This window comes from Dyella sp. SG562, assembly GCF_011759495.1.
Taxonomy (GTDB): domain Bacteria; phylum Pseudomonadota; class Gammaproteobacteria; order Xanthomonadales; family Rhodanobacteraceae; genus Dyella_D; species Dyella_D marensis.
Window position 1 is genome coordinate 519904 of the sequence record NZ_JAAOYS010000001.1, and the last position, 20552, is coordinate 540455.

At 69.3% G+C, this 20552-nt stretch carries 17 protein-coding genes and 1 other RNA gene; 1 reads left to right on the forward strand and 17 read right to left on the reverse strand.

All coding sequences use genetic code 11. The features are described from left to right. Nucleotides 1–158: 158 nt before the first annotated feature. From lpxC to rsmI, 17 genes are all read right to left on the reverse strand, one after another. Nucleotides 159–1073 (reverse strand): UDP-3-O-acyl-N-acetylglucosamine deacetylase, encoded by a 915-nt coding sequence (lpxC, locus tag FHW84_RS02200; RefSeq protein WP_167252477.1) that lies wholly within the window; start codon nt 1071–1073, stop codon nt 159–161. A 458-nt stretch (nt 1074–1531) separates the two neighbouring features. Then, nucleotides 1532–2710 carry a cell division protein FtsZ gene (ftsZ, locus tag FHW84_RS02205; RefSeq protein ID WP_167252478.1) on the reverse strand — a complete coding sequence of 393 codons (1179 nt, stop codon included), beginning with the start codon at nt 2708–2710 and terminating at the stop codon, nt 1532–1534. Nucleotides 2711–2863: 153 nt separating this feature from the next. Continuing rightward, nucleotides 2864–4096 carry a cell division protein FtsA gene (gene ftsA / locus FHW84_RS02210; RefSeq protein ID WP_167252479.1) on the reverse strand — a complete coding sequence of 411 codons (1233 nt, stop codon included), beginning with the start codon at nt 4094–4096 and terminating at the stop codon, nt 2864–2866. Next, a complete protein-coding gene (locus tag FHW84_RS02215; RefSeq protein WP_167252480.1) occupies nt 4093–4836 on the reverse strand; it encodes a cell division protein FtsQ/DivIB in 744 nt (247 codons plus the stop codon). Before FHW84_RS02215 ends, ftsA begins: the two co-directional genes overlap by 4 nt. Further along, nucleotides 4833–5789, reverse strand: a complete 957-nt coding sequence (locus FHW84_RS02220; protein ID WP_167252481.1) for a D-alanine--D-alanine ligase — start codon at nt 5787–5789, stop codon at nt 4833–4835. Before FHW84_RS02220 ends, FHW84_RS02215 begins: the two co-directional genes overlap by 4 nt. After that, entirely contained in the window at nt 5786–7225 is a 1440-nt protein-coding gene (murC, locus tag FHW84_RS02225) for a UDP-N-acetylmuramate--L-alanine ligase (protein ID WP_167252482.1), read from the reverse strand. The genes FHW84_RS02220 and murC overlap by 4 nt, the downstream gene beginning before the upstream one ends. Further along, a complete protein-coding gene (murG, locus tag FHW84_RS02230; protein WP_167252483.1) occupies nt 7222–8298 on the reverse strand; it encodes an undecaprenyldiphospho-muramoylpentapeptide beta-N-acetylglucosaminyltransferase in 1077 nt (358 codons plus the stop codon). Before murG ends, murC begins: the two co-directional genes overlap by 4 nt. Next, entirely contained in the window at nt 8295–9524 is a 1230-nt protein-coding gene (ftsW, locus tag FHW84_RS02235) for a putative lipid II flippase FtsW (protein WP_208399573.1), read from the reverse strand. The genes murG and ftsW overlap by 4 nt, the downstream gene beginning before the upstream one ends. After that, entirely contained in the window at nt 9524–10735 is a 1212-nt protein-coding gene (gene mraY, locus FHW84_RS02240) for a phospho-N-acetylmuramoyl-pentapeptide-transferase (protein WP_167252484.1), read from the reverse strand. The genes ftsW and mraY overlap by 1 nt, the downstream gene beginning before the upstream one ends. Further along, entirely contained in the window at nt 10725–12092 is a 1368-nt protein-coding gene (gene murF / locus FHW84_RS02245) for a UDP-N-acetylmuramoyl-tripeptide--D-alanyl-D-alanine ligase (RefSeq protein ID WP_167252485.1), read from the reverse strand. The genes mraY and murF overlap by 11 nt, the downstream gene beginning before the upstream one ends. Beyond that, a complete protein-coding gene (locus FHW84_RS02250; RefSeq protein ID WP_167252486.1) occupies nt 12089–13561 on the reverse strand; it encodes a UDP-N-acetylmuramoyl-L-alanyl-D-glutamate--2,6-diaminopimelate ligase in 1473 nt (490 codons plus the stop codon). Before FHW84_RS02250 ends, murF begins: the two co-directional genes overlap by 4 nt. After that, nucleotides 13558–15375, reverse strand: a complete 1818-nt coding sequence (locus FHW84_RS02255; protein ID WP_243867812.1) for a penicillin-binding transpeptidase domain-containing protein — start codon at nt 15373–15375, stop codon at nt 13558–13560. The genes FHW84_RS02250 and FHW84_RS02255 overlap by 4 nt, the downstream gene beginning before the upstream one ends. Further along, nucleotides 15372–15635 carry a cell division protein FtsL gene (gene ftsL, locus FHW84_RS02260; RefSeq protein WP_167252748.1) on the reverse strand — a complete coding sequence of 88 codons (264 nt, stop codon included), beginning with the start codon at nt 15633–15635 and terminating at the stop codon, nt 15372–15374. The genes FHW84_RS02255 and ftsL overlap by 4 nt, the downstream gene beginning before the upstream one ends. Nucleotides 15636–15640: 5 nt before the next feature. Next, nucleotides 15641–16567, reverse strand: coding sequence for a 16S rRNA (cytosine(1402)-N(4))-methyltransferase RsmH (gene rsmH / locus FHW84_RS02265; protein WP_167252487.1), 927 nt, complete (start codon nt 16565–16567; stop codon nt 15641–15643). A gap of 56 nt (nt 16568–16623) precedes the next feature. Continuing rightward, the gene (gene mraZ, locus FHW84_RS02270) at nt 16624–17070 is read right to left on the reverse strand and encodes a division/cell wall cluster transcriptional repressor MraZ (protein WP_167252488.1); all 447 of its coding nucleotides are present in this window, start codon (nt 17068–17070) and stop codon (nt 16624–16626) included. A 324-nt stretch (nt 17071–17394) separates the two neighbouring features. Further along, an RNA gene (gene rnpB / locus FHW84_RS02275) (RNase P RNA component class A) lies at nt 17395–17760 on the reverse strand. A gap of 35 nt (nt 17761–17795) precedes the next feature. After that, the gene (gene rsmI / locus FHW84_RS02280) at nt 17796–18629 is read right to left on the reverse strand and encodes a 16S rRNA (cytidine(1402)-2'-O)-methyltransferase (RefSeq protein ID WP_167252489.1); all 834 of its coding nucleotides are present in this window, start codon (nt 18627–18629) and stop codon (nt 17796–17798) included. Between the two features lie 89 nt (nt 18630–18718). Here rsmI and FHW84_RS02285 point away from each other — a divergent pair, with 89 nt between their 5' ends. Further along, nucleotides 18719–20542 (forward strand): penicillin-binding protein activator, encoded by a 1824-nt coding sequence (locus FHW84_RS02285; protein WP_167252490.1) that lies wholly within the window; start codon nt 18719–18721, stop codon nt 20540–20542. The last annotated feature ends 10 nt before the right edge of the window (nt 20543–20552 follow it).

Sequence of the window (20552 nt, forward strand, 5' to 3'; positions counted from 1 at the left end):
CGGGTTTATAGCATGGCTCCACGGTCACGTAAGACGTTGACATCCCGAATACGTGAGTCGTGCCAGGACGAAGGGGCGAGGTATATCACAAAACAAACGGCCGCGTCCCGGAGGACGCGGCCGTTCAGTTTGTTCAGCTTCGCCCGGAGGCGAATGCTTCAGATCGCCTGGGCGGGATGCGCGTAGGAGATCGGAGCCGTGGCGGGATCGTCCTGGTAGACGACCTCTTCCCACGCGGTGGCGTCGGCCATCAGCGTGCGCAGCAGCTTGTTGTTGAGCTCATGGCCGGACTTGTGCGCGTAGTAGGCGCCGATCAGGCTGTGGCCCAGCAGATACAGGTCGCCGATGGCGTCCAGGATCTTGTGCTTGACGAATTCGTCCTCGTAGCGGAGGCCGTCTTCGTTGAGCACGCGGTAGTCGTCCAGCACCACGGCGTTGTCCATCGAACCGCCGAGCGCCAGGTTGTGTTCGCGCAGCATCTCGATGTCGCGCATGAAGCCGAAGGTGCGCGCGCGGCTCACTTCCTTCACGAACGAGGTGGTGGAGAAATCGATCTCCGCCTTGGAAGTGCGCTTGCTGATGATCGGGTGGTTGAACTCGATCGAGAAGCCGACCTTGAAGCCTTCGAACGGCTCGAAGCTGGCCCACTTGTCGCCGTCCTGCACCTTGATCGGCTTCTTGATGCGGATGAAGCGCTTGGCGACGTTCTGCTCTTCGATGCCCGCCGACTGCAGCAGGAACACGAAGGGACCGGCGCTGCCGTCCATGATCGGCACTTCCGGCGCCGACAGATCGACGTAAGCGTTGTCGATACCGAGGCCGGCCATCGCCGAGAGCAGATGCTCCACGGTGGAGACGCGCACGTCGCCGTTGACCAGGGTGGTCGACAGGCGGGTGTCGCCGACGTTGTCGGGACGGGCGGGAATTTCCACCGGCGGATTGAGATCCGTGCGGCGGAAAACGATGCCGGTGTTCGGCGCGGCGGGGCGGAGCGTCATGTAGACCTTGTCGCCGGTATGCAGACCGACACCGGTGGCCCGGATGATGTTCTTGAGCGTACGCTGCTTGATCATTTTTTTGGTACCTGCAAGGGGCAGCAGCCAACAGGAGACGGATGCTAACACAGTCTTAACCACTGAAAATAGCAAACCGGCCCGTACAGTCTGTTCACGCTTTCATGCCATTTTCATCCTTGTGAAAAGCAGAAGGCGGTCCAGGCGGCGAAATACCTCAATTCCGTCAGCTAGTTAGGGTCGACACGACGCCCGCACCGGGACGGGAAATCCGGTGGCGGGCGTCGGACCGGCCGGGGCGGAAATACCCCGGTCAAGTCGTGCGTCATCCCGGACGCACAGTCTTGTCATGTTCCTCCAGGAGCACGCAGACCGGCGTCAGCACACTCCCCCGCCCCTGGGCGGGAGAACGCACAAGCGGCCAACTTTGCAGCAGCCGCCAGGCACGTAATGTGACTGACAAGTCAATCTGACGTTTGTTCACTCCTTTTTGAACATTTTTTTTCTATTGACCGAACTCAATCCGCCTGGCGGCGCAGGAAGGCCGGGATGTCCAGGTAGTCGAAGCTCGGGTCGGCGCCCTTGGCCGGGGCAGCGTCGCTGCGGCTGGCCACGACGTCGGGCTGGGCGTAGTCCACCACTTCGTTGCCGGTGCCGGTGCGCAGCACCACCGGGCGCGGACGCTGGCGCATCTCCACCTGCTGGGTCACCTGCGGACGCTGCGGCTGGCGCACGGCCGCGGCGCGGTTCAGGCCCGTGGCCACCACGGTGACACGGACGTCGTCCTGCATTTCCGGGTCGAGCGAGGTGCCGATCACCACGGTGGCGTCTTCGCTGGCGAAGTCGTGGATCACGCGGCCGATCTCGTCGAACTCCCGCATGGTCAGGTTCGGACCGGCGGTGACGTTGACCAGGATGCCGCAGGCGCCGTTGAGGTTGACGTCTTCCAGCAGCGGGTTGTTGATGGCGGCCTCGGCGGCGGCCTGCGCGCGGTCGTCGCCGCGGGCGGTGCCCGAGCCCATCATCGCCATGCCCATTTCGGACATCACGGTGCGCACGTCGGCAAAGTCGACGTTGATCAGGCCCGGGGCCGTGATCAGGTCGGCGATGCCCTGCACCGCGCCCAGCAGCACGTCATTGGCGGCCTTGAAGGCGTTCAGCAGGGTGACTTCGCGGCCGAGCACCGACAGCAGCTTCTCGTTCGGCACGGTGATCAGCGAGTCGACGTGCTGCGACAGGTCCTCGATGCCCTTCATCGCCACCTGCATGCGGCGGCGGCCTTCGAAGGGAAACGGCTTGGTGACCACGGCCACGGTCAGGATGCCCTTTTCCTTGGCCAGCTGGGCAACGACCGGCGCCGCGCCGGTGCCGGTGCCGCCGCCCATGCCGGCGGTGATGAAGACCATGTCCGCGCCTTCGAGCATTTCCTCGATGCGCTCGCGGTCTTCCAGGGCGGCCTGGCGGCCCACTTCGGGATTGGCGCCCGCGCCCAGGCCCTTGGTGACGTTGGCGCCGAGCTGCAGGTGGGTACGCGAACCGCAAGTCTTCATCGCCTGCGAATCGGTGTTCGCCACGACGAATTCGACGCCCTCGATGTTGGCGCCCAGCATGTGGGCCACGGCGTTGCCGCCGCCACCGCCCACGCCGATGACCTTGATGACTGCGTTCGGTGCGAGTTTTTCGACCAGTTCAAACATTTCCCGTCCTCCGTAGAGCTTTCGTTGTCGTTGTAACCCGCGGGTTCCGCTCCTTGCGGTCTCGCGAGTGGTGGGCGACTTCCCGTCGCCCGCGGCTGCGCGTCCTGCGCCGCCGATATCGCTTCGAGCTGCCGGGCCTTGCGGCCCGCCGGCTCAGAAATTCTTCGCCAGCCAGCCGCGCAGGCGATCGACCAGCCCGCCCACGCTGCCGCCGGAGGAACCGCCCGCGCGCATGCCGCCGGCGCGCGCGCCGTGCAGCAGCAGGCCCACGCCGGTGGAATGCAGCGGGTTGGTGACCACTTCGCCCAGGCCGCTGACGTGCTGCGGCACGCCGATGCGCACCATCTTGTGGAAGATCTCCTCGGCCAGCTCCAGCGCGCCTTCCATGCGCGAGGCGCCGCCGGTCAGCACCACGCCGGCCGCCACCAGGCTTTCGTAGCCGGAGCGGCGCAGCTCGTCCTGCACCATCTCGAAGATTTCCTCGTAGCGCGCCTGCACGCTCTGCGCGAGCGACTGGCGGGCCAGGCGGCGCGGCGGGCGGTCGCCCACGCTGGGCACCTGGATGGTTTCCTCGGCGTGCGCCAGCTGGGCCAGCGCGCAGGCGTACTTGATCTTGATCTCCTCGGCATGCGCGGTCGGCGTGTGCACGCCGTAGGCGATGTCGTTGGTGACCTGGTCGCCGCCCACCGGCAGCGACTTGGTGTAGCGGATCGAGCCCTGCGTATAGATGGCGATGTCGGTGGTGCCCGCGCCGATGTCGACCAGGCACACGCCCAGCTCGCGCTCGTCGTCGGTCAGCACCGACTTGGCGCTGGCCACCGAGGAAGGCACCAGCTCGTCCACGCTCAGGCCGCAGCGCTGGATGCACTTGCTGATGTTCTGCACCGCCGCGGCCGCGCCGGTCACCAGGTGCACGCTCGCCTCCAGGCGCACGCCGCTCATGCCCACCGGCGAGCGGATGCCGTCCTGGCCGTCGATGCGGTACTCCTGCGACTCCTTGTAGAGAACCTTGCGGTCGGCCGGGATCGCCACCGCGCTGGCGGCTTCCAGCACCTGTTCCAGATCGCCGGGGGTCACTTCGCGGTCGCGAATGGCGGCGGTGCCGTGCGAGTTCTTGGTTTCCAGGTGGCTGCCGGAGATCGAGGCGTAGACCGAGCGGATATCGCAGCCGGCCATCAGCTCGGCCTCTTCCACCGCGCGCTGGATCGAATGCACGGTCGATTCGATGTCCACCACCGAGCCGCGCTTGAGCCCGCGCGACACATGCGTGCCGATGCCGATCACTTCGATCGGCTCGCCCGGCTCGTACTCGCCCACGATCGCCACCACTTTCGAGGTGCCGATGTCGAGGCCGACGACCAGTTGCTTGTCGTTGCGGGTTTTCATGTGCTGGGCGTGCCTTTGGTGGTGACGGCGGCCGGTACTTGCGTCTGCGGCCAGCGCACGGCGAATCCGTTGGTATAGCGAAGGTCTGCGTAGGCAAAACCGTCGGGACGGTTCGCCATCAATTGGGGGTAGACGTCGAGGAAGCGGCGCAGCCGGCGGCCGGCCTGGTCGCGGTCGCCCAGCACGATCTGCGCGCCGCTGGAGGTGCCGAGGCTCCAGCTGCCGCGCTCGGTCAGCGACACGCCGGTGATCTTCAGATGCGTGCTGCCGAACGCCTTCTGCGTCTCGGCATAGAAGCTCACCACCTCGGCCAGGCGCGCATCGGGGCCGCGCAGCTGCGGCAGGCTGTCGAAGCCGTCGGCGCCGGGCGCGTCGAACACCAGGCCCTGGCGGCTGATCAGCTGCTTGTCGTTCCAGCGCGCGAACGGCTGGCGCTCGTAGATGCGCAGGATCAGGGTGTCCGGCCAGCGCTTGCGCGCCTCCACCGATTCCACCCACGGCAGCGCGGCCACGGCCTTCTGCACCGCGTCGAGGTCCAGCGCGAAGAAGCCCTTGCCCAGGCGCGGCAGCACGGTGGCGCGGATGGCGTCCGCGCTCACGTGCTTGAACTCGGCCTGCACCGTCAGCTGGGTCACCGGCCAGCGATTGGCCGCGAACCATCCGCGCAGCACGCCGACGATCGGCAGCGCCACGAGCGCGATGGCCAGACACCAGGCAACGAGGCGAATCGCTCCCCTCACACGCCCTCCCGGAAGCTCGTTTCCAGCACGCGCCAGCACAGCGTCTCGTAGTCGATGCCGACTACCTTGGCCGCCTTGGGCACCAGCGAATGCGAAGTCATGCCGGGGGCGGTATTCACCTCCAGCAGCCAGTTGCGGCCGTCGCGGTCGCGCATCACGTCGACGCGGCCCCAGCCGCCGCAGGCCAGCGCGTCGAACGCGCGCAGCGCCAGCGCCTGCATCTCGCGCTCGGCCTCGCCCTCAAGGCCGGGGCAGATGTACTGCGTGTCCTCGGCGATGTACTTGGCGTTGTAGTCGTAGTACTCCCCCTTGGGCACGATCTGGATGGTGGGCAGCACGTCGCGGCCGAGAATGCCGACGGTGAACTCGCCGCCCTCGATCAGCGTTTCCATCAGCATGTCGCCGGGATAGCGCTGCGCCAGCTCCACCGCGGCGTCCAGGTCTTTCTCCTCGAACACGCGGGTGACGCCCACACTGGAGCCTTCCCAGGCCGGCTTCACGATCAGCGGGAAGCCGATCTCGCGCGCCGCGGCATGCACGTCGGCGCCGCGCGGCAGCGCCTTGAAGCGCGGCGTCGGCAGGCCCAGCGCCTGCCACACCAGCTTGGCGCGGATCTTGTCCAGCGACAGCGCAGAACCGAGCACGCCGGAACCGGTGAACGGAATGCGCAGCGACTGCAGCGCGCCCTGCAGCTCGCCGTTCTCGCCGCCGCCGCCGTGCAGGATGTTGAACACGCGCGCGAAGTGGCCGGCGCGCGCCGCATCGAGCAGCGCGGGGATGCCGTCGATCGCCTCGGCGTCGACGCCGCGCGCGCGCAGCGCCTTCAGCACGCCGTCGCCGGAGTTGAGCGAGACCTCGCGCTCGGCCGAGCTGCCGCCCATCACCACGGCGACGCGGCCGAACTGCGCGGGGTCCCTGACCGTCTTCGACTCGTCCTTCTTCTGCGCCGTCACTTCTTGCTCCTCAGGTTGCCGGCCGCAGCCAGCTCCACCGCCGCCGCGCCGATATCGCCGGCGCCGAGCAGCAGCAACAGGTCGCCGTCGCGCAGCAGCGCCGGCAGGGTCTCTTTCAGTTCGCGCGGATGCTCGACCAGCACCGGATCGACCTTGCCGCGCGCGCGCACCGCGCGCGCCAGGGCGCGGCCGTCGGCGCCGGCGATCGGTGCTTCGCCGGCCGGGTAGACGTCGGTCAGCACCAGCACGTCGACGTCGCTCAGCACATTGGCGAAGTCGTCCAGCAGGTCGCGCGTGCGGCTGTAGCGGTGCGGCTGGAAGGCCGCCACCAGGCGGCGTTCCGGCCAGCCGCCGCGTACGGCGGAGAACACCGCGGCCAGCTCGCGCGGATGGTGGCCGTAATCGTCGACCAGCAGCGCCGTGCCCTTGTCCAGCGCGATCTCGCCGCGGCGGTGGAAACGGCGGCCCACGCCTTCGAACTGCTCCAGCGCGCGCGCGATCGAGCCGGCTTCCACACCAAGCTGCCAGCCGATGGTGGCGGCGGCCAGCGCGTTGAGCACGTTGTGGCGGCCCGGCAGGTTGAGCTTCACGTGCAGCGCTTCGTTGCGGCCGGGCAGCCACAGGTCGAAGTGCATCTCGAAACCGTGCTGGGTGAGATTGCTGGCGCGCACGTCGGCGTCGGGCGAGTCGATGCCGTAGGTCATCACGCGGCGCGTGGTGCGCCTGGCCAGCGCGGCCACTTCCGGATCGTCCACGCACAGTACGGCCAGGCCGTAGAACGGCAGGCGGTGCAGGAAATCGTCGAAGGCCTTCTTCACCAGCGCGAAGTCGCCCTGGTAGTTCTCCAGGTGATCGGCGTCGATATTGGTGATCGCCGCCACCACCGGCGACAGCATCAGGAAGGAGCCGTCCGATTCGTCGGCTTCCGCCACGATGTACTGGCCGGTGCCCAGGCGCGCATTCGCGCCGGCCGCGTTGAGCTGGCCGCCGATCACGAAGGTCGGGTCGTAGTTGGCTTCGGCCAGCACGCTGGCGGTGAGGCTGGTGGTGGTGGTCTTGCCGTGCGTGCCGGCGATCGCCACGCCGCGGCGGAAGCGCATCAGCTCGCCCAGCATCTCCGCGCGCGGCACCAGCGGAATGCGCGCCGCGCGAGCGGCGACCAGCTCGGGGTTGTCCTGGCGGATCGCGCTGGAGGTGACCACCACGTCGGCATCGCCGATGTGCTCGGCGGCGTGGCCGACGTGCACCACGATGCCCAGCGCGGCCAGGCGCTGCGCGGTCGGCGAGTTCGACTTGTCGGAACCGGACACCTGGTAGCCGAGGTTGTGCAGCACTTCGGCGATGCCGCTCATGCCCACGCCGCCGATGCCGATGAAATGCACGCGGCGGAAGGTGGTCATCAGGTCTTCGTGGGCCAGCAGGCGGCGGGGCGTCATGCGCGCACCTCCAGGCAGGCGCGCGCGATCGCCGCGGCGGCATCGGGCTTGGCCAGGGCGCGCGCGGCGGCGGCCATGGCCACGGTGCGCGCGCGATCGTTCAACAGCGCATCCAGGCGCTGGGCAAACTGCTGTACGTCCAAATCTCGTTCCTGTACGACTTCGGCGGCGCCGGCGGCCACCAAGGCCTCGGCGTTGCGGGTCTGGTGGTCGTCCACCGCATGAGGGAAAGGCACCAGCACGGCGCCGAGGCCGGCGGCGGTGAGCTCGGCCACGGTCAGCGCGCCCGCGCGGCACACGGCCAGGTCGGCCCAGGCGTAGGCGCCGGCCATGTCTTCGATGAACGGCACGATCTGCGCGTCGACGCCGGCCTTGGCATAGGCCTCGCGCGCTTCGTCGATGCCGCGGTTGCCGCACTGGTGCAGCACCTCGGGGCGGGCCGCCAGCGGCAGTTGCGCCAGCGCCTGCGGCAGCGCCAGGTTCAGGGCGCGCGCACCGAGGCTGCCGCCGAGCACCAGCAGGCGCGGCCTGCCGTCGCGGCCGGCCATGCGCGCCTCCGGGGCCTGCAGCGCCGCGATGGTGGCGCGCACCGGATTGCCCACCCACTCCGCGCCCGGCAGCGTGCCGCTGAAACCCACCAGCACGCGCGCCGCGTGCGCGGCCAGCTTGCGGTTGGTGAAGCCGGCCACGCCGTTCTGTTCGTGCACCAGCAGCGGCTTGCGCAGCAGCCACGCGGCGATGCCGCCGGGGCCGGCCACATAGCCGCCCATCGACAGCACGCTGCGCGGCTTCACCGCGCCGACCACGCGCAGCGAGGCGAGCAGCGCGCGCGCCAGCATCAACGGCGCCAGCACGCGGGTCTTCAGGCCCTTGCCGCGCAGGCCGCCCACCGGCACGGTGCGCAGCGGCACGCCGTGCGCCGGCACCACCTTGGTTTCCATGCCGCCGTCCGCGCCCAGCCACACCACCGGCACGCCCTGCGCGCGCAGCGTCTCGGCCACGGCCAGGCCGGGGAAGATATGGCCGCCGGTGCCGCCGGCCATGATCAGCACGGGTGCGTTGCCCGCGCTCATGCGGTCACCGCCTCGCGCGCCGTGGCCGCGCTGGCGTCGGCCACCGCCAGCGCCGGCACGCGCGTAGCCATCTGGCGCGCGTCGATCGCGCGGTTGATCTCGTAGGTGGCGCGCAGCAGCACGCCGGCCATGGCGCAGGTCAGCACCATCGACGAGCCGCCGTAGCTGATCAGCGGCAGGGTCAGGCCCTTGGTCGGCAGCGCGCCGAGGTTCACGCCGATCGACACCATGGTCTGCAGGCCGATCATCAGCGAGATGCCGAAGGCCACGTAGCCGGCGAAGCGCTGGCCCAGCTCCACGCCCTTCAGGCCCAGGTACAGGCCGCGGCCGACGGCCAGCGCGAACAGGCTCATCACGCCGAGGATGCCGGCCAGGCCCAGCTCCTCCGAGATCACCGCGAAGATGAAGTCGGTATGCGCTTCCGGCAGGTAGGAGAGTTTCAGCACGCTCGAACCCAGGCCCACCCCGGTCCATTCGCCGCGGCCGATCGCCATCAGCGACTGGGTCAGCTGGAAACCGTCGTTGAACGGGTCCTTCCACGGATCCATGAACGAGGTGAGGCGCTTCATGCGATAGCTTTCGCTGGTCGCCGCGATCGCCAGCAGCGGCATCAGCGGCAGGCCCATGCCGAACAGGAAGATCGGCCGCGCGCCACCCAGCCACACCATGGCGATGGTCACCGAGATCACCAGCATGGCCGAGCCGAAGTCCGGCTGCAGCAGCAGCAGCACGACCATCAGGCCGGCCACCATGATGGGCTTGAGCAGGCCGAGGAAGCGCGTTTCCACGCTTTCGCGGTGGCGCACCAGGTAGCTGGCGATATAGACCACCAGGATCAGCTTCACCGCTTCCACCGGCTGGAAGCTGGTGACGATCAGATTGAGCCAGCGCCGCGCGCCGTTCAGGCGCATGCCCAGGAACGGCAGGAATACCGCCAGCAGCAGGATGAAAGCCAGCAGCAGCAGCAGGAAGCTGTGCTTCTCCAGCACCTTCAGCTCGGTGCGCATGGCCGCGCCGGCCAGCACCATGCCCAGCCCCAGGAACATCAGGTGCTTCTTGAGGAAATAGAACGCGCCCAGGTGCTGGCTGTCCGCCACCGCGATCGAGCTGGAGGTGATCATCACCAGCCCGACGCAGGCCAGGCCGACGAGCGCGACCAGCAGCGGCAGATCGAAGCTGCCCTGCGGACCTTGCCGGCGTTTGGCCTGGGTGGCGTCGAATAGCATCAGCGCACCTTCAACGTGGCGAGGCCGATCAGCACCAGCACGACGCTGATGATCCAGAAGCGCACGATCACCCGCGGCTCGGGCCAGCCCTTCAATTCGAAATGGTGATGGATCGGCGCCATGCGGAAGATGCGCTTGCCGGTGAGCTTGAAGCTCGCCACCTGCAGCATCACCGACACGGTCTCCATCACGAACACACCGCCCATGATCAGCAGCACGATCTCCTGGCGCACGATCACCGCGATCGCGGCCAGCGCCGCGCCGATGGCCAGCGCGCCGACGTCGCCCATGAAGACTTGGGCGGGATAGGTGTTGAACCAGAGGAAGCCCAGGCCCGCGCCGGACAGCGCGCCGCAGATGATGGCCAGCTCGCCGGCGCCGGGAATCGAGGGAATGCCCAGGTATTCGGAGAACACGCGGTTGCCCGCAAGGTAAGCGAACACGCCGAGCGCACCCGACACCAGCACGGTGGGCATGATCGCCAGGCCGTCCAGGCCGTCGGTGAGGTTCACCGCGTTGGAGAAGCCCACGATCATGAAATAGGTCAGCACCACGAAGAACAGGCCCAGCGGCACCGCCACCTGCTTGAACAGCGGCACGAACAGCGCGGTCTCGGCCACTTCCTTGATGCACACCGGCGCGGCATTGGCCGGCGGCTCGAGGGTGAGGCGGCTGTCCAGCGCGGTGGCGGTGGTCTCCACGTGCTGCACCACCGCCGGCACGGCCGGGCGCGCGCAGGGCGGCGGCGTGGTCGGCGCGGTGAAGTACAGGAACAGCGCGGCGATCAGGCCGAATACCGATTGCCAGAAATACTTCCAGCGCGAGGCCAGGCCGCGGCTGTCCTTCAGCACCAGCTTCTTGTAGTCGTCATAGAAGCCGATCACGCCGAAGCTGAGCAGCACGGCCAGCACCACCCAGACGTAGCGGTTGTGCAGATCCGCCCACAGCAAGGTGGCGATGGCCACCGCCAGCAGGATCATCACGCCGCCCATGGTCGGCGTGCCGGCCTTGGACAGATGCGTCTGCGGGCCGTCCTTGCGCACCACCTGCCCCGCTTTCAGCGCGGCCAGCTTGCGGATCAGCGCGGGGCCGAACAGCAGCGACATGGCCAGGGCGGTGAGCGCGGCCATGATGGTGCGGAAGGTGATGTACTGGAACAGATGCAGCGCCGTGAAGTGGCGGGCCATCCAGTCTGCGAGTTCAAGCAGCATCGGATGCGCCCTCCTTCGGTTGTGCGTTGCGAAGCGCGGCCACCACCTGTTCCATGCCCGCCGAACGCGAGCCCTTGACCAGGCAGGTCACGCCGCCGTGTAGGTGTTGCTGCAGCGAAGCCACCAGCGCGGCCTTGTCCGCGTGGTGTTCGCCGTGGGCGCCGAACGCGGCCACGGTGGCGGCGCCGAGCGGGCCGACCGCGAACAGCCGCTGGATGCCGCGCTCGCGGGCGCGCGTGCCGATGCCGGCGTGCAGCGCCTTCGCGTCCGGCCCCAGTTCCGCCATGTCGCCGAGCACCAGCCAGCGCTCGCCGTCGGCCAGCGCCAGCGTGTCGATGGCCGCGCCGACCGAACCGGGGTTGGCGTTGTAGCTGTCGTCGATCAGGGTCCAGCCGCCCGGCATGCGCTCCAGCTTCAGGCGGCCGGCGACGCCGGGCACCTGCTCCAGGCCATCGACGATCGTGGCCAGCGGCACGTCCAGCGCCAGCGCCAGCGAAGCCGCCGCCAGCGCATTGGCGATGTTGTGGCGGCCGGCCAGCGGCAGGTTCACTTCGGCGTCGCCGGCCGGCGTGGCCAGCACGAAGCGCGAGCCGTCCACGCGCTGCTCCAGGATCTCGGCCACCACCTCGGCCGGATGATCCAGCCCGAAGCGCAGCTGGCGGCGGCCGGTGGCCAGGCCTTCGAAGAACTTGGCGAAGGCGTCGTCGGCATTGATCACCGCCACGCCGTCGGCCGGCAGCGCCTGGTACAGCGCGCCCTTGGTCTCGGCCACGCCTTCCACGCTGCCCATGCGCTCCAGGTGCGCCGGCGCCACCGTGTTGACGATGCCGATATCCGGCCGCGCGATGGCGGCGAGATAGGCGATGTCGCCCGGCTTGCCCGCGCCCATTTCCAGCACGGCGTATTCGGTGTCCTGCGGCATCGCCAGCAAGGTCAGCGGCAGGCCCAGCTCGTTGTTGTAGTTGCCGGCGTTGACGTGGGTGCGGCCGTGGCGCGACAGGATGGATGCCGTCAGCGTCTTCACCGTGGTCTTGCCGTTGGAGCCGGTGATGCCCACCACGCGCACATTGCTCTGCGCGCGCACCGCGCTGGCCAGGTCGCCCAGCGCCAGCTCCGTGTTGTTCACCACTACCTGGGCGATCGGCGCATCGACGCGGCGCTCCACCAGCGCGGCGACCGCGCCGGCGGCAGCGGCCTGCGCCAGGAAATCGTGGCCGTCCACGCGCTCGCCCTTGATCGCGACGAACAGGTCACCCGCGCGCAGCTTGCGGGTATCGATGCCCACGCCCAGGACTTCCACGTCGGCACCGTGCAGGTGCCCGCGGGTCCACAGGGCGATGGCGGACAAACGCATCATGCGTGCAGCTCCAATGCAGCACGGGCGACTGCAAGATCGTCGAACGGGCGCTTGCCGTGCGCGCCCTCCTGATAGGTTTCGTGGCCCTTGCCGGCGATCAGCACCACGTCGCCGGACCGGGCCAGCTGCAGCGCTTCGGTAATGGCCAGCGCGCGGTTGCGCTGCACGCGCGCGGCGTCCGGATGCGCCAGCCCCGCCACGATCTGCGCCACGATGGCGTCGCCGTCTTCGCCGCGCGGGTTGTCGTCGGTGATGATCGCCACGTCGGCCAGCCGCTCGGCGATCGCCCCCATCAGCGGACGCTTGCCGGCGTCGCGCTCGCCGCCGCAGCCGAACACGCAGATCAGCCGGCCCTCGCAATGCGCGCGCACGGCGTGCAGCGATTGCTCCAGGGCGTCCGGCGTGTGCGCGTAGTCCACCACCACCAGCGGCAGGCCATGCTGGCCGCCGAGGCGGCTCATGCGGCCGTTGACCGGATGCAGCGCCGACACCGCCTCGACGATGCGCTCGAACGATTCGCCCAGCGCACCCAGCACCGCCACCACGGCGAGCAGGTTGTCGACGTTGAAGCGGCCGATCAGGTGCGTCTGCAGCGCACGCGAGCCCCACGGCGTGTGCAGGTCGAAACGCAGGCCTTCGGCCGAGGTCAGGATGTTGCTTGCGCGGATATCCGAAGCCAGGTCGCCGGCCGCGCTGATGCGCAGCTTGCGCACGTGCTCCGGCGTGCGGCCCAGCAGTTCGCGGCCGAAGGCGTCGTCCACGTTGATCGCCGCGTGGGTCAGCGTGGGCCAGGCGAACAGCTTGGCCTTGGCGTCGCCATAGGCCTGCATGCTGCCGTGGTAGTCCAGATGGTCGCGGGTGAGATTGGTGAACACCGCGGTGCCGAATTTCACCGCGCCGACGCGGCCCTGCTCCAGCGCATGCGAGGACACTTCCATCGCCACGTGCGTGGCGCCCTGCTCGCGGAACGAAGCCAGCAGCTCCTGCACGTGGATGGCGTCCGGCGTGGTGCGCTCGCCCTCCTCGACCTGGCCGTGCAGGCCGGCGCCGAGCGTGCCGATGGTGGCCGCGCTGTGGCCCAGGTGGTGCAGCGCCTGCGCGATCAGCTGCACGGTGGAAGTCTTGCCATTGGTGCCGGTGACGCCCACCACCTGCAGCGCTTCGGACGGACGGCCGTAGAAGCGCGCGGCGATCTCGCCCACCTGCGCGTGCAGGCGCTCGATCCAGAGCACCGGCACGCCGAGCGCGGGCGCCGCCGTGGCCGGCGCTTCGGCCAGTACCACGCGCGCGCCTTGCGCCACCGCGCCGGCGGCGAATTCGATGCCGTGGCCGCGCGTGCCGCGCAGCGCGAAGAAGGCCTCGCCCGCGCGCACGCGGCGCGAATCCAGCGCCAGGCCCGAAACGACGATATCGCCGGCACTTTGCGTGTCGGCGATACCGTGCAGCAACTGATCGAGGCGCTGGCTCATGGGGTCGCTCCCTCGACCGGCGCGTCCTCGACCAGCGGCGCGTCCGGCGGCTTGCTGCCGACCAGTCCGTTATTGCCCTGCACCGGACCGCCCACGTACCAGCGGCCGATATTGTCGGGCGGCACGTCGAGCAGGCGCAGCGCGCCGTCCATCACCTTGGCGAATACCGGCGCCGAGACCAGGCCGCCGTAGTAGCTGCCCTTCTTCGGATCGTCGATCACCACCACCGCGGCCATGCGCGGATTGCTGGCCGGCACGATGCCGGCGAAGGCGGCGCTGTAGTTGTTCTTGGCGTAGCCGCCGGCTTGCGCCTTGTGCGCCGTGCCGGTCTTGCCGGCTACCGCGTAGTTGGCGATCCACGCATACGGCGCGGCGGTGCCGCCCGGCTGGGTGGTGGATTCCAGCATGGTGACCAGCTTGCGCGCGATTTCCGGCGCGATGATCTGCCGGCTCTCGCCGGCGGCGCCCTTCACGAAGGAAGGCTCGTGCATCAGGCCGCCGTCGCCGATGGTGGCGTAGACGTTGGCCAGCTGCAGCGCGGTGACGTTGAGGCCGTAGCCGTAGGCCATGATGGCCTTTTCCAGCGGACGCCAGTCGCGGCCCACCTTGAGGTAGCCGGAAGCCTCGCCGGGAAAGCCGCTGTTGGTGCTGCTGCCGAGGCCGAAGGCGCGGTAGGTGTCGTAGAGCAGGCCGGTGTCCAGCGTCATCGCGATCTTGGCGGCGCCGATGTTGCTGGATTTCTGGATCACGCCGGTGGGCGACAACATGCCGTAGGCATGCGTGTCGCGGATGTCATGGGTCATGTAATAGAAATGACCGTTGCCGGTGTCCACCAGCGGGCCGTTCGGCGTGTATTTGCCGCTGGACAGGGCCGCGGCCATGACCACCGGCTTGATGGTGGAACCGGGTTCCACCACGTCGGTCATCGAGCGGTTGCGCCGCTGCGAGGCCGTGCTGCTGCGCAAGGCGTTGGGGTTGTAGGTGGGCAGGTTGACCATCGCCAGCACTTCGCCGGTGGTGATGTCGAGGATCACCATCGAGCCGGAATCGGCCTGCGACTGCTCCAGCGTGTTCTTCAGCTCGTTGTAGGCGAGGAACTGGATGCGGCGGTCGATGCTCAGCGTGAGGTTGCGGCCGGGCTGCGGCGCGCGCACCTGCTCCACGTCTTCCACGATGTGGCCCATGCGGTCGCGGATCACGCGCTTGGCGCCGGGCTTGCCGGCCAGCCAGTCGTCGAAGGCCAGCTCCAGGCCTTCCTGGCCGTGGTCGTCGATATTGGTGAAGCCCAGGATGTGCGAGGTCACTTCGCCCGACGGGTAGTAGCGGCGGTATTCGCGCTGGCCGTTGACGCCGGGGATGCCCAGGTCCAGCACGGCCTGCGCCGCGTCCGGGCGCATCTGGCGGCGCAGGTAGACGAACTCGCGCTCGGAGCGCTGCATCAGGTATTGCTTGAGCTCACCCGCATCCATGCCGATGGCCTTGGCCAGCTGCGGCAGGCGGTCCTCGCTTTCCAGCACTTCGGACGGGTTGGCCCAGATCGACATCACCGGCGTCGACACCGCCAGCGGCTCGCCGTTGCGGTCGAAGATGGTGCCGCGCGAAACCGCGATCGGCACTTCGCGCAGGAAGCGCGCGTCGCCCTGGCTCTGGTAGAACTCCTTGCGCACCACCTGCAGGTCGAACGCGCGCGCGACCAGGCCCAGCGAGGCCAGCGACAGGATCGCCACCACCGCGATCATGCGGCGGCGGGGACTGGGGCCATGCTGGCGGCGGCGGGCGGTGGGCTGGGTCGGGAAGCGGGGGCGCATGTTCATCGGCGCACCAGCTGGATGTCTTGCGGCTTGGGATTGACCATGCCCAGCTTCTGGCGCGCCTCGCTGTCCACGCGGCGCGGCTCGGCCCAGGTGGCCTGCTCCAGCTCCAGCTTGCCGTATTCGATATTGAGTTCGTCGCGCTGGTTCTGCAGGCGGCTGAGCTCGACGAACAAGGTGCGGCTCTCGTGGCGCGTCCACACCACGCCCACCGCGCTGGCCAGCGTGGCGCCGAGCAGGAGCAGCAGGAAGAGAGTGCCGATCACTTTCATGAGAGCTTCTCCGCCACGCGCAGCACCGCCGAGCGGGAGCGCGGATTGGCGGCCTGCTCGGCCTCGGACGGGAACTGCGCCTTGCCCACCGCGGCCAGGCGCGCGGGCGCGGCGGCGACGGGCGGGCCGCGGCGGCTGCCCTGCACGCGGCCGGAATGGTCGCGGATGAAGAGCTTGACCGCGCGGTCTTCCAGCGAGTGGAAGCTGATGATCGACAGGCGGCCGCCGACGTTCAGGCGCTCCAGCGCCGAGGCCAGCCCCTGCCTGAGCGAGTCCAGCTCGCCGTTCACCTGGATGCGCAGCGCCTGGAAGCTGCGCGTGGCCGGATGCTTGCCGGGCTCGCGGCGGCCGATCACGCGCTCGATCAGCCCGGCCAGTTCGCCGGTGCGCGTCAGCGGATGCCCGGCGCGGTCTTCGACGATGGCGCGGGCGATCTTGCGGCTGAAGCGCTCCTCGCCGTAGACCCACAGCACGTCGGCGATCTCGCGCTCGTCGGCGCGGGCAAGGAAGTCGGCGGCGCTTTCGCCCTGGGTCGGGTCCATGCGCATGTCGAGCGGCGCGTCAGCCATGAAGCTGAAGCCGCGCGCGGCTTCGTCCAGCTGCGGCGAGGAGACGCCCAGATCCAGCAGCACGCCGTCGAGGCCGGCGGCGGTTTCGTCCCACTCGGCCAGGCTGGAGAAATTGGCATGGCGGATCGACACGCGCGCATCGGCGGCAAATTCGGCCTGGGCGGTGGCGATGGCGGCGGGGTCGCGGTCCATCAGCAGCAGGCGGCCGTCGGGGCCCAGGCGCGACAGCACGGCGCGGGCGTGACCGCCGCGTCCGAAGGTGCCATCCAGATAACGCCCGCCAGCCCGCACGGCGAGACCCTCCACTGCTTCACCCAGCATCACCGGGATGTGCCGCAACACTTGCTCGGCCATGCCGCACTCCCGCTCCCGTCCCATGTACTGCTGCGCTGCGCCGCCACCGTGTCCGGTTACAGGCGCAGGTCCGCCATTTCGTCAGTGATGTCGTCTTCGCCCAGGGTCTGGCGGATCTTGGCCAGGTGGGCCTGTTCGCTCCACAGCTCGAACTTGTTGCCCATGCCCAGCAGGACCGCTTTCTTCTCGATGCCCGCCGCCGCCCGCTGGCTCGCCGGCAGCAGGACGCGCGCGGCGGAATCCGGTTCGACGATGGCCGCGGCGCCCACCAGCTTCATCTGCATGTCGCGATGGGCCGCCTTGACCTTGGGCAGGGCGTTGACCTGGTCGCGCACCTGCTCCCACTCCGCATACGGGAAGACCCACAGGCAGCCCGCGTCGAAGGGGTTGTAGGTGATCACCAGGCGATTCGCGCACGCGTCCGCCACCTGATCCCGATACGCGGTCGGGATGGCCAGGCGGCCCTTGTCGTCGACGGTGATGGCGGTTTCGCCCTGGAACACGGCCCGATAACTCCCACGAATTCCCACGATTTCACACGGGAACCCACGATAGTCTCGCCCCCTGAGACTGTCAAGGGAATTTTGCTTGTGAATCAATGAGAAAGGCGGAGGTGTGGCAGTAATTCCAGCCTTTTCTTAGGAAATACCCCGAGGTATTTGAATGGCTAGGAAATTTTGGAAAACTTGCGAACCATTTCGCAGTCCTGGAGGCGGGCGCGCGAGCCTGCCGCATGAACCCGCGTTCATGCGGCCTGCCACTCCAGGAAATCCCACGCGAGATCCTTCCAGGCCACCGCCTAGAGGCCTGCGCGCGGGAGAAAAAAGAGGCGGAGTCGGCCTGTAAGCCGGGTTCTGTACGCCTTGCGGCGCGACAGTCATTCCTCTCGGCCTGGCGTCGCCGCCAGGCTCCAGCAACCTACCCGGGAACAACGCGGGCCGCGTTATCGTTCCCCTATTTGGTCTTGCTCCGAGTGGGGTTTGCCGTGCCACGCGGCGTTGGCCCCGCGCGCGGTGCGCTCTTACCGCACCGTTTCACCCTTACCACGCGCATCGAAGATGCCGTTCGGCGGTTTGCTCTCTGTTGCACTTTCCGTCGGCTCGCGCCGCCCAGGCGTTACCTGGCACTCTGCCCTGTGGAGCCCGGACTTTCCTCGATGCGCTTGCGCGTATCGCGACTGCCCGGCCGACTCCGCCAGCCATTGTAACCGCAGCGGCATCTCCGCGCTTCAGTCGCCGCCTTCATATAAAGCGCGGCGCGAGGCGCCGGTGATCGATGCGGCAAGCTTGGCGGCCCGCGTCGGTGGCATTTCCTCGCGCAGGATGGCGAAGACGCGGCGGCCTTCGGCCACGCGCGCATCGGCATCGTCGCCGCGGCCATGCACCAGCAGCACGCATTCGCCGCGCTGCTGGTCCGGATCGGCCGCCACGCGCGCGGCCAGCGCAGCGAGCGGCTCGCCCAGCACGGTTTCGAACAGCTTGGTCAGTTCGCGCGCCAGCACTGCCTCGCGCGCTTCGCCGAACACGTCGCGCATGTCGGCCAGGCTTTCGGCGACGCGGTGCGAGGACTCATAGAAGATAAGCGTGCGCCCTTCCCCTTCCAGCTCCTGCAGGCGCGCGCGGCGCGCGGCGGACTTCGGCGGCAGGAAGCCCTCGAACACGAAGCGGTCGCTGGGCAGCCCCGCCACCGACAAGGCGGCGATCGCGGCACAGGCGCCCGGCACCGGCGCGCAGCGGATGCCGGCGGCACGCGCGGCACGCACCAGGCGGAAGCCCGGATCGCTGACCAGCGGCGTGCCCGCATCGGAAATCAGCGCCACCGATTCGCCGCCCTGCAGCCTGCGCACCAGCGCATCCACCGCCTCGCGCTCGTTGTGCTCGTGCAGGGCCGTGAGCGGCGTGCCGATGTTGTGATGCATGAGCAGCGGCCGGCTGTGCCGGGTGTCTTCGCAAGCAATCACGGCGACGGAGCGCAGGGTCTCGATGGCGCGCGCGGAGATGTCGTCGCGATGACCGATCGGCGTGGCCACCACCCACAGACAACCGGGCTTAAGCTGAGACATGGGCGGCAGTTCCTCTGACATAAGCGGTCGGCACGATCGGCTATGATCGCCCAATTGTTCTTCGTGTCGACAGATCCAAGGACGTTTGCATGCGCCTGATTCGCGCCACAGGCCTCGGCCTGATGATCTCGCTGGCGCTCGCCGGCTGCGTGCCGCCGAGCGCGACGCGCACTCCCGCCGAAGTCTCCGCCGAGGAGAGCGCCGCCGCGATGGCGCGCGATGGCCGCTTCGACCAGGCCGCGCAGGCTTATCTCGCCCTGGCCGGCACCTCGTCCGGCGCCGCCGACCACTACCGCCTGCTGGCCGGCGAGGCCTACCGCCAGGAAGGCCGCCTGGAACAGGCCGCCGCCTTCCTGCCCACCATCAAGCGCGCGCGCCTGAGCGGCGACGAGCCGGTGCGGCTGGATCTGCTGCAGGCCGAGCTCGCGCTGAAGCAGAACAACCCGCAGCGCGCGCTGCAGCTCACCACCCAGCCCGGCGTCGCCGTGCCGGCCAACCTGCAGCTGCGCCAGCTGGAGCTGCGCGCCAAGGCGATGGACGCCACCGGCGATGCCTGGGGCGCCGCGCGCAGCCGCGTGGAGATGGACGAGCGCCTGAGCGGCCTCGATCAGACGCAGAACCGCAAGCAGATCCTGGCCCAGCTGGCCAAGCTGGGCGTCGACCCGCTCAAGCAGCGCGCCGCCGCCATGCAGCAGGGCGACCGCATGCTGCCGTGGATCAACGAGGCGCTGAGCCAGCTCGGCGTGGCCGTGGCGCGCCCGCAGCCGACGCTGGAGCAGCAGGTCGGCACCATGATCCCCGGGCAGGACGCCAACGTGCGCGAGGGCTACAAGATGCCCGAGCGCGTGGCCCTGCTGCTGCCGGCCAGCGGCAGCTTCGCCGCGGCCGGCGCCACCATCCGCGAAGGCTTCTTCGCCGCTTATGCCGATGCCGCGCGCAACCGGGCGCCGCGTCCGCCGGTGAAGGTCTACGACAGCGGCGGCACGCCGGCCGGCGCGGTCAAGGCCTATCAGCAGGCGGTGGCCGACGGCGCCAAGCTGGTGGTGGGCCCGCTCACCCGCGGCGAGGTGTCGGCGCTGTTCGGCCAGGCCGAGCTGCCGGTGCAGCTGCTGGCGCTGAACCATCCCGACGACAAGAGCCTGCCGGCCGGCGGCGTCGCCGAATTCGGCCTGCTGCCGGAAACCGAGGGCGCGCAGGCGGCGGACCACATGGTCGAGCGCGGCCTGCTCACCGCCTATGTGGTGGTGACCGGCGAGGACTACGGCCAGCGCGCCGCCAATGCCTTCAAGGCGGAGCTCGAAGCGCGCGGCGGCAAGGTGGCGCGCATGGCCACGCTCAACGGCAACGGGGTCAATTACGCCTCGCTGATCGCCGGGCTCAACGCGGCCGATGCGGGTTCCGATGCCGGCGTCTTCATCAGCATGCGTCCGCAACAGGCGCGCCTGCTGCTGCCCCAGCTGCGCCTGGCCCGCGTGAACCTGCCGGTGTTCGCCACCTCGCACGTGTATGCGGGCGTGGACGACGCGGGCGCCAACCACGACCTGGAAGGCGTCGAGTTCTGCGACGCGCCCTGGCTGTTCGACGCCCAGCCCGGCCTGCCCGACCACGCCGAGATCGCCGCGCAGCTGCCCAGCGCGCGCGGCCCCGCGGCGCGGCTGTTCGCCTTCGGCATGGATGCGTGGAACCTCATTCCTTATGTCGACTGGCTGCGCGAGCACGCCGGCAGCTACCTGCCCGGCGCCAGCGGCCAGCTGACCGCGGACCAGTTCGGGCGCGTGCGCCGCGTGCTGGTGTGGGCGAAGTTCCAGGACGGCCTGGCGCATCCGCTCAGCGGCAGCCTGCAGATGGACAGCGCGCCCGCCCAGCCGCCCGCCCCTGCCGGCAGCACGGCGCCGCCGCCCGGCCAGGGCTGATCCGGCACCG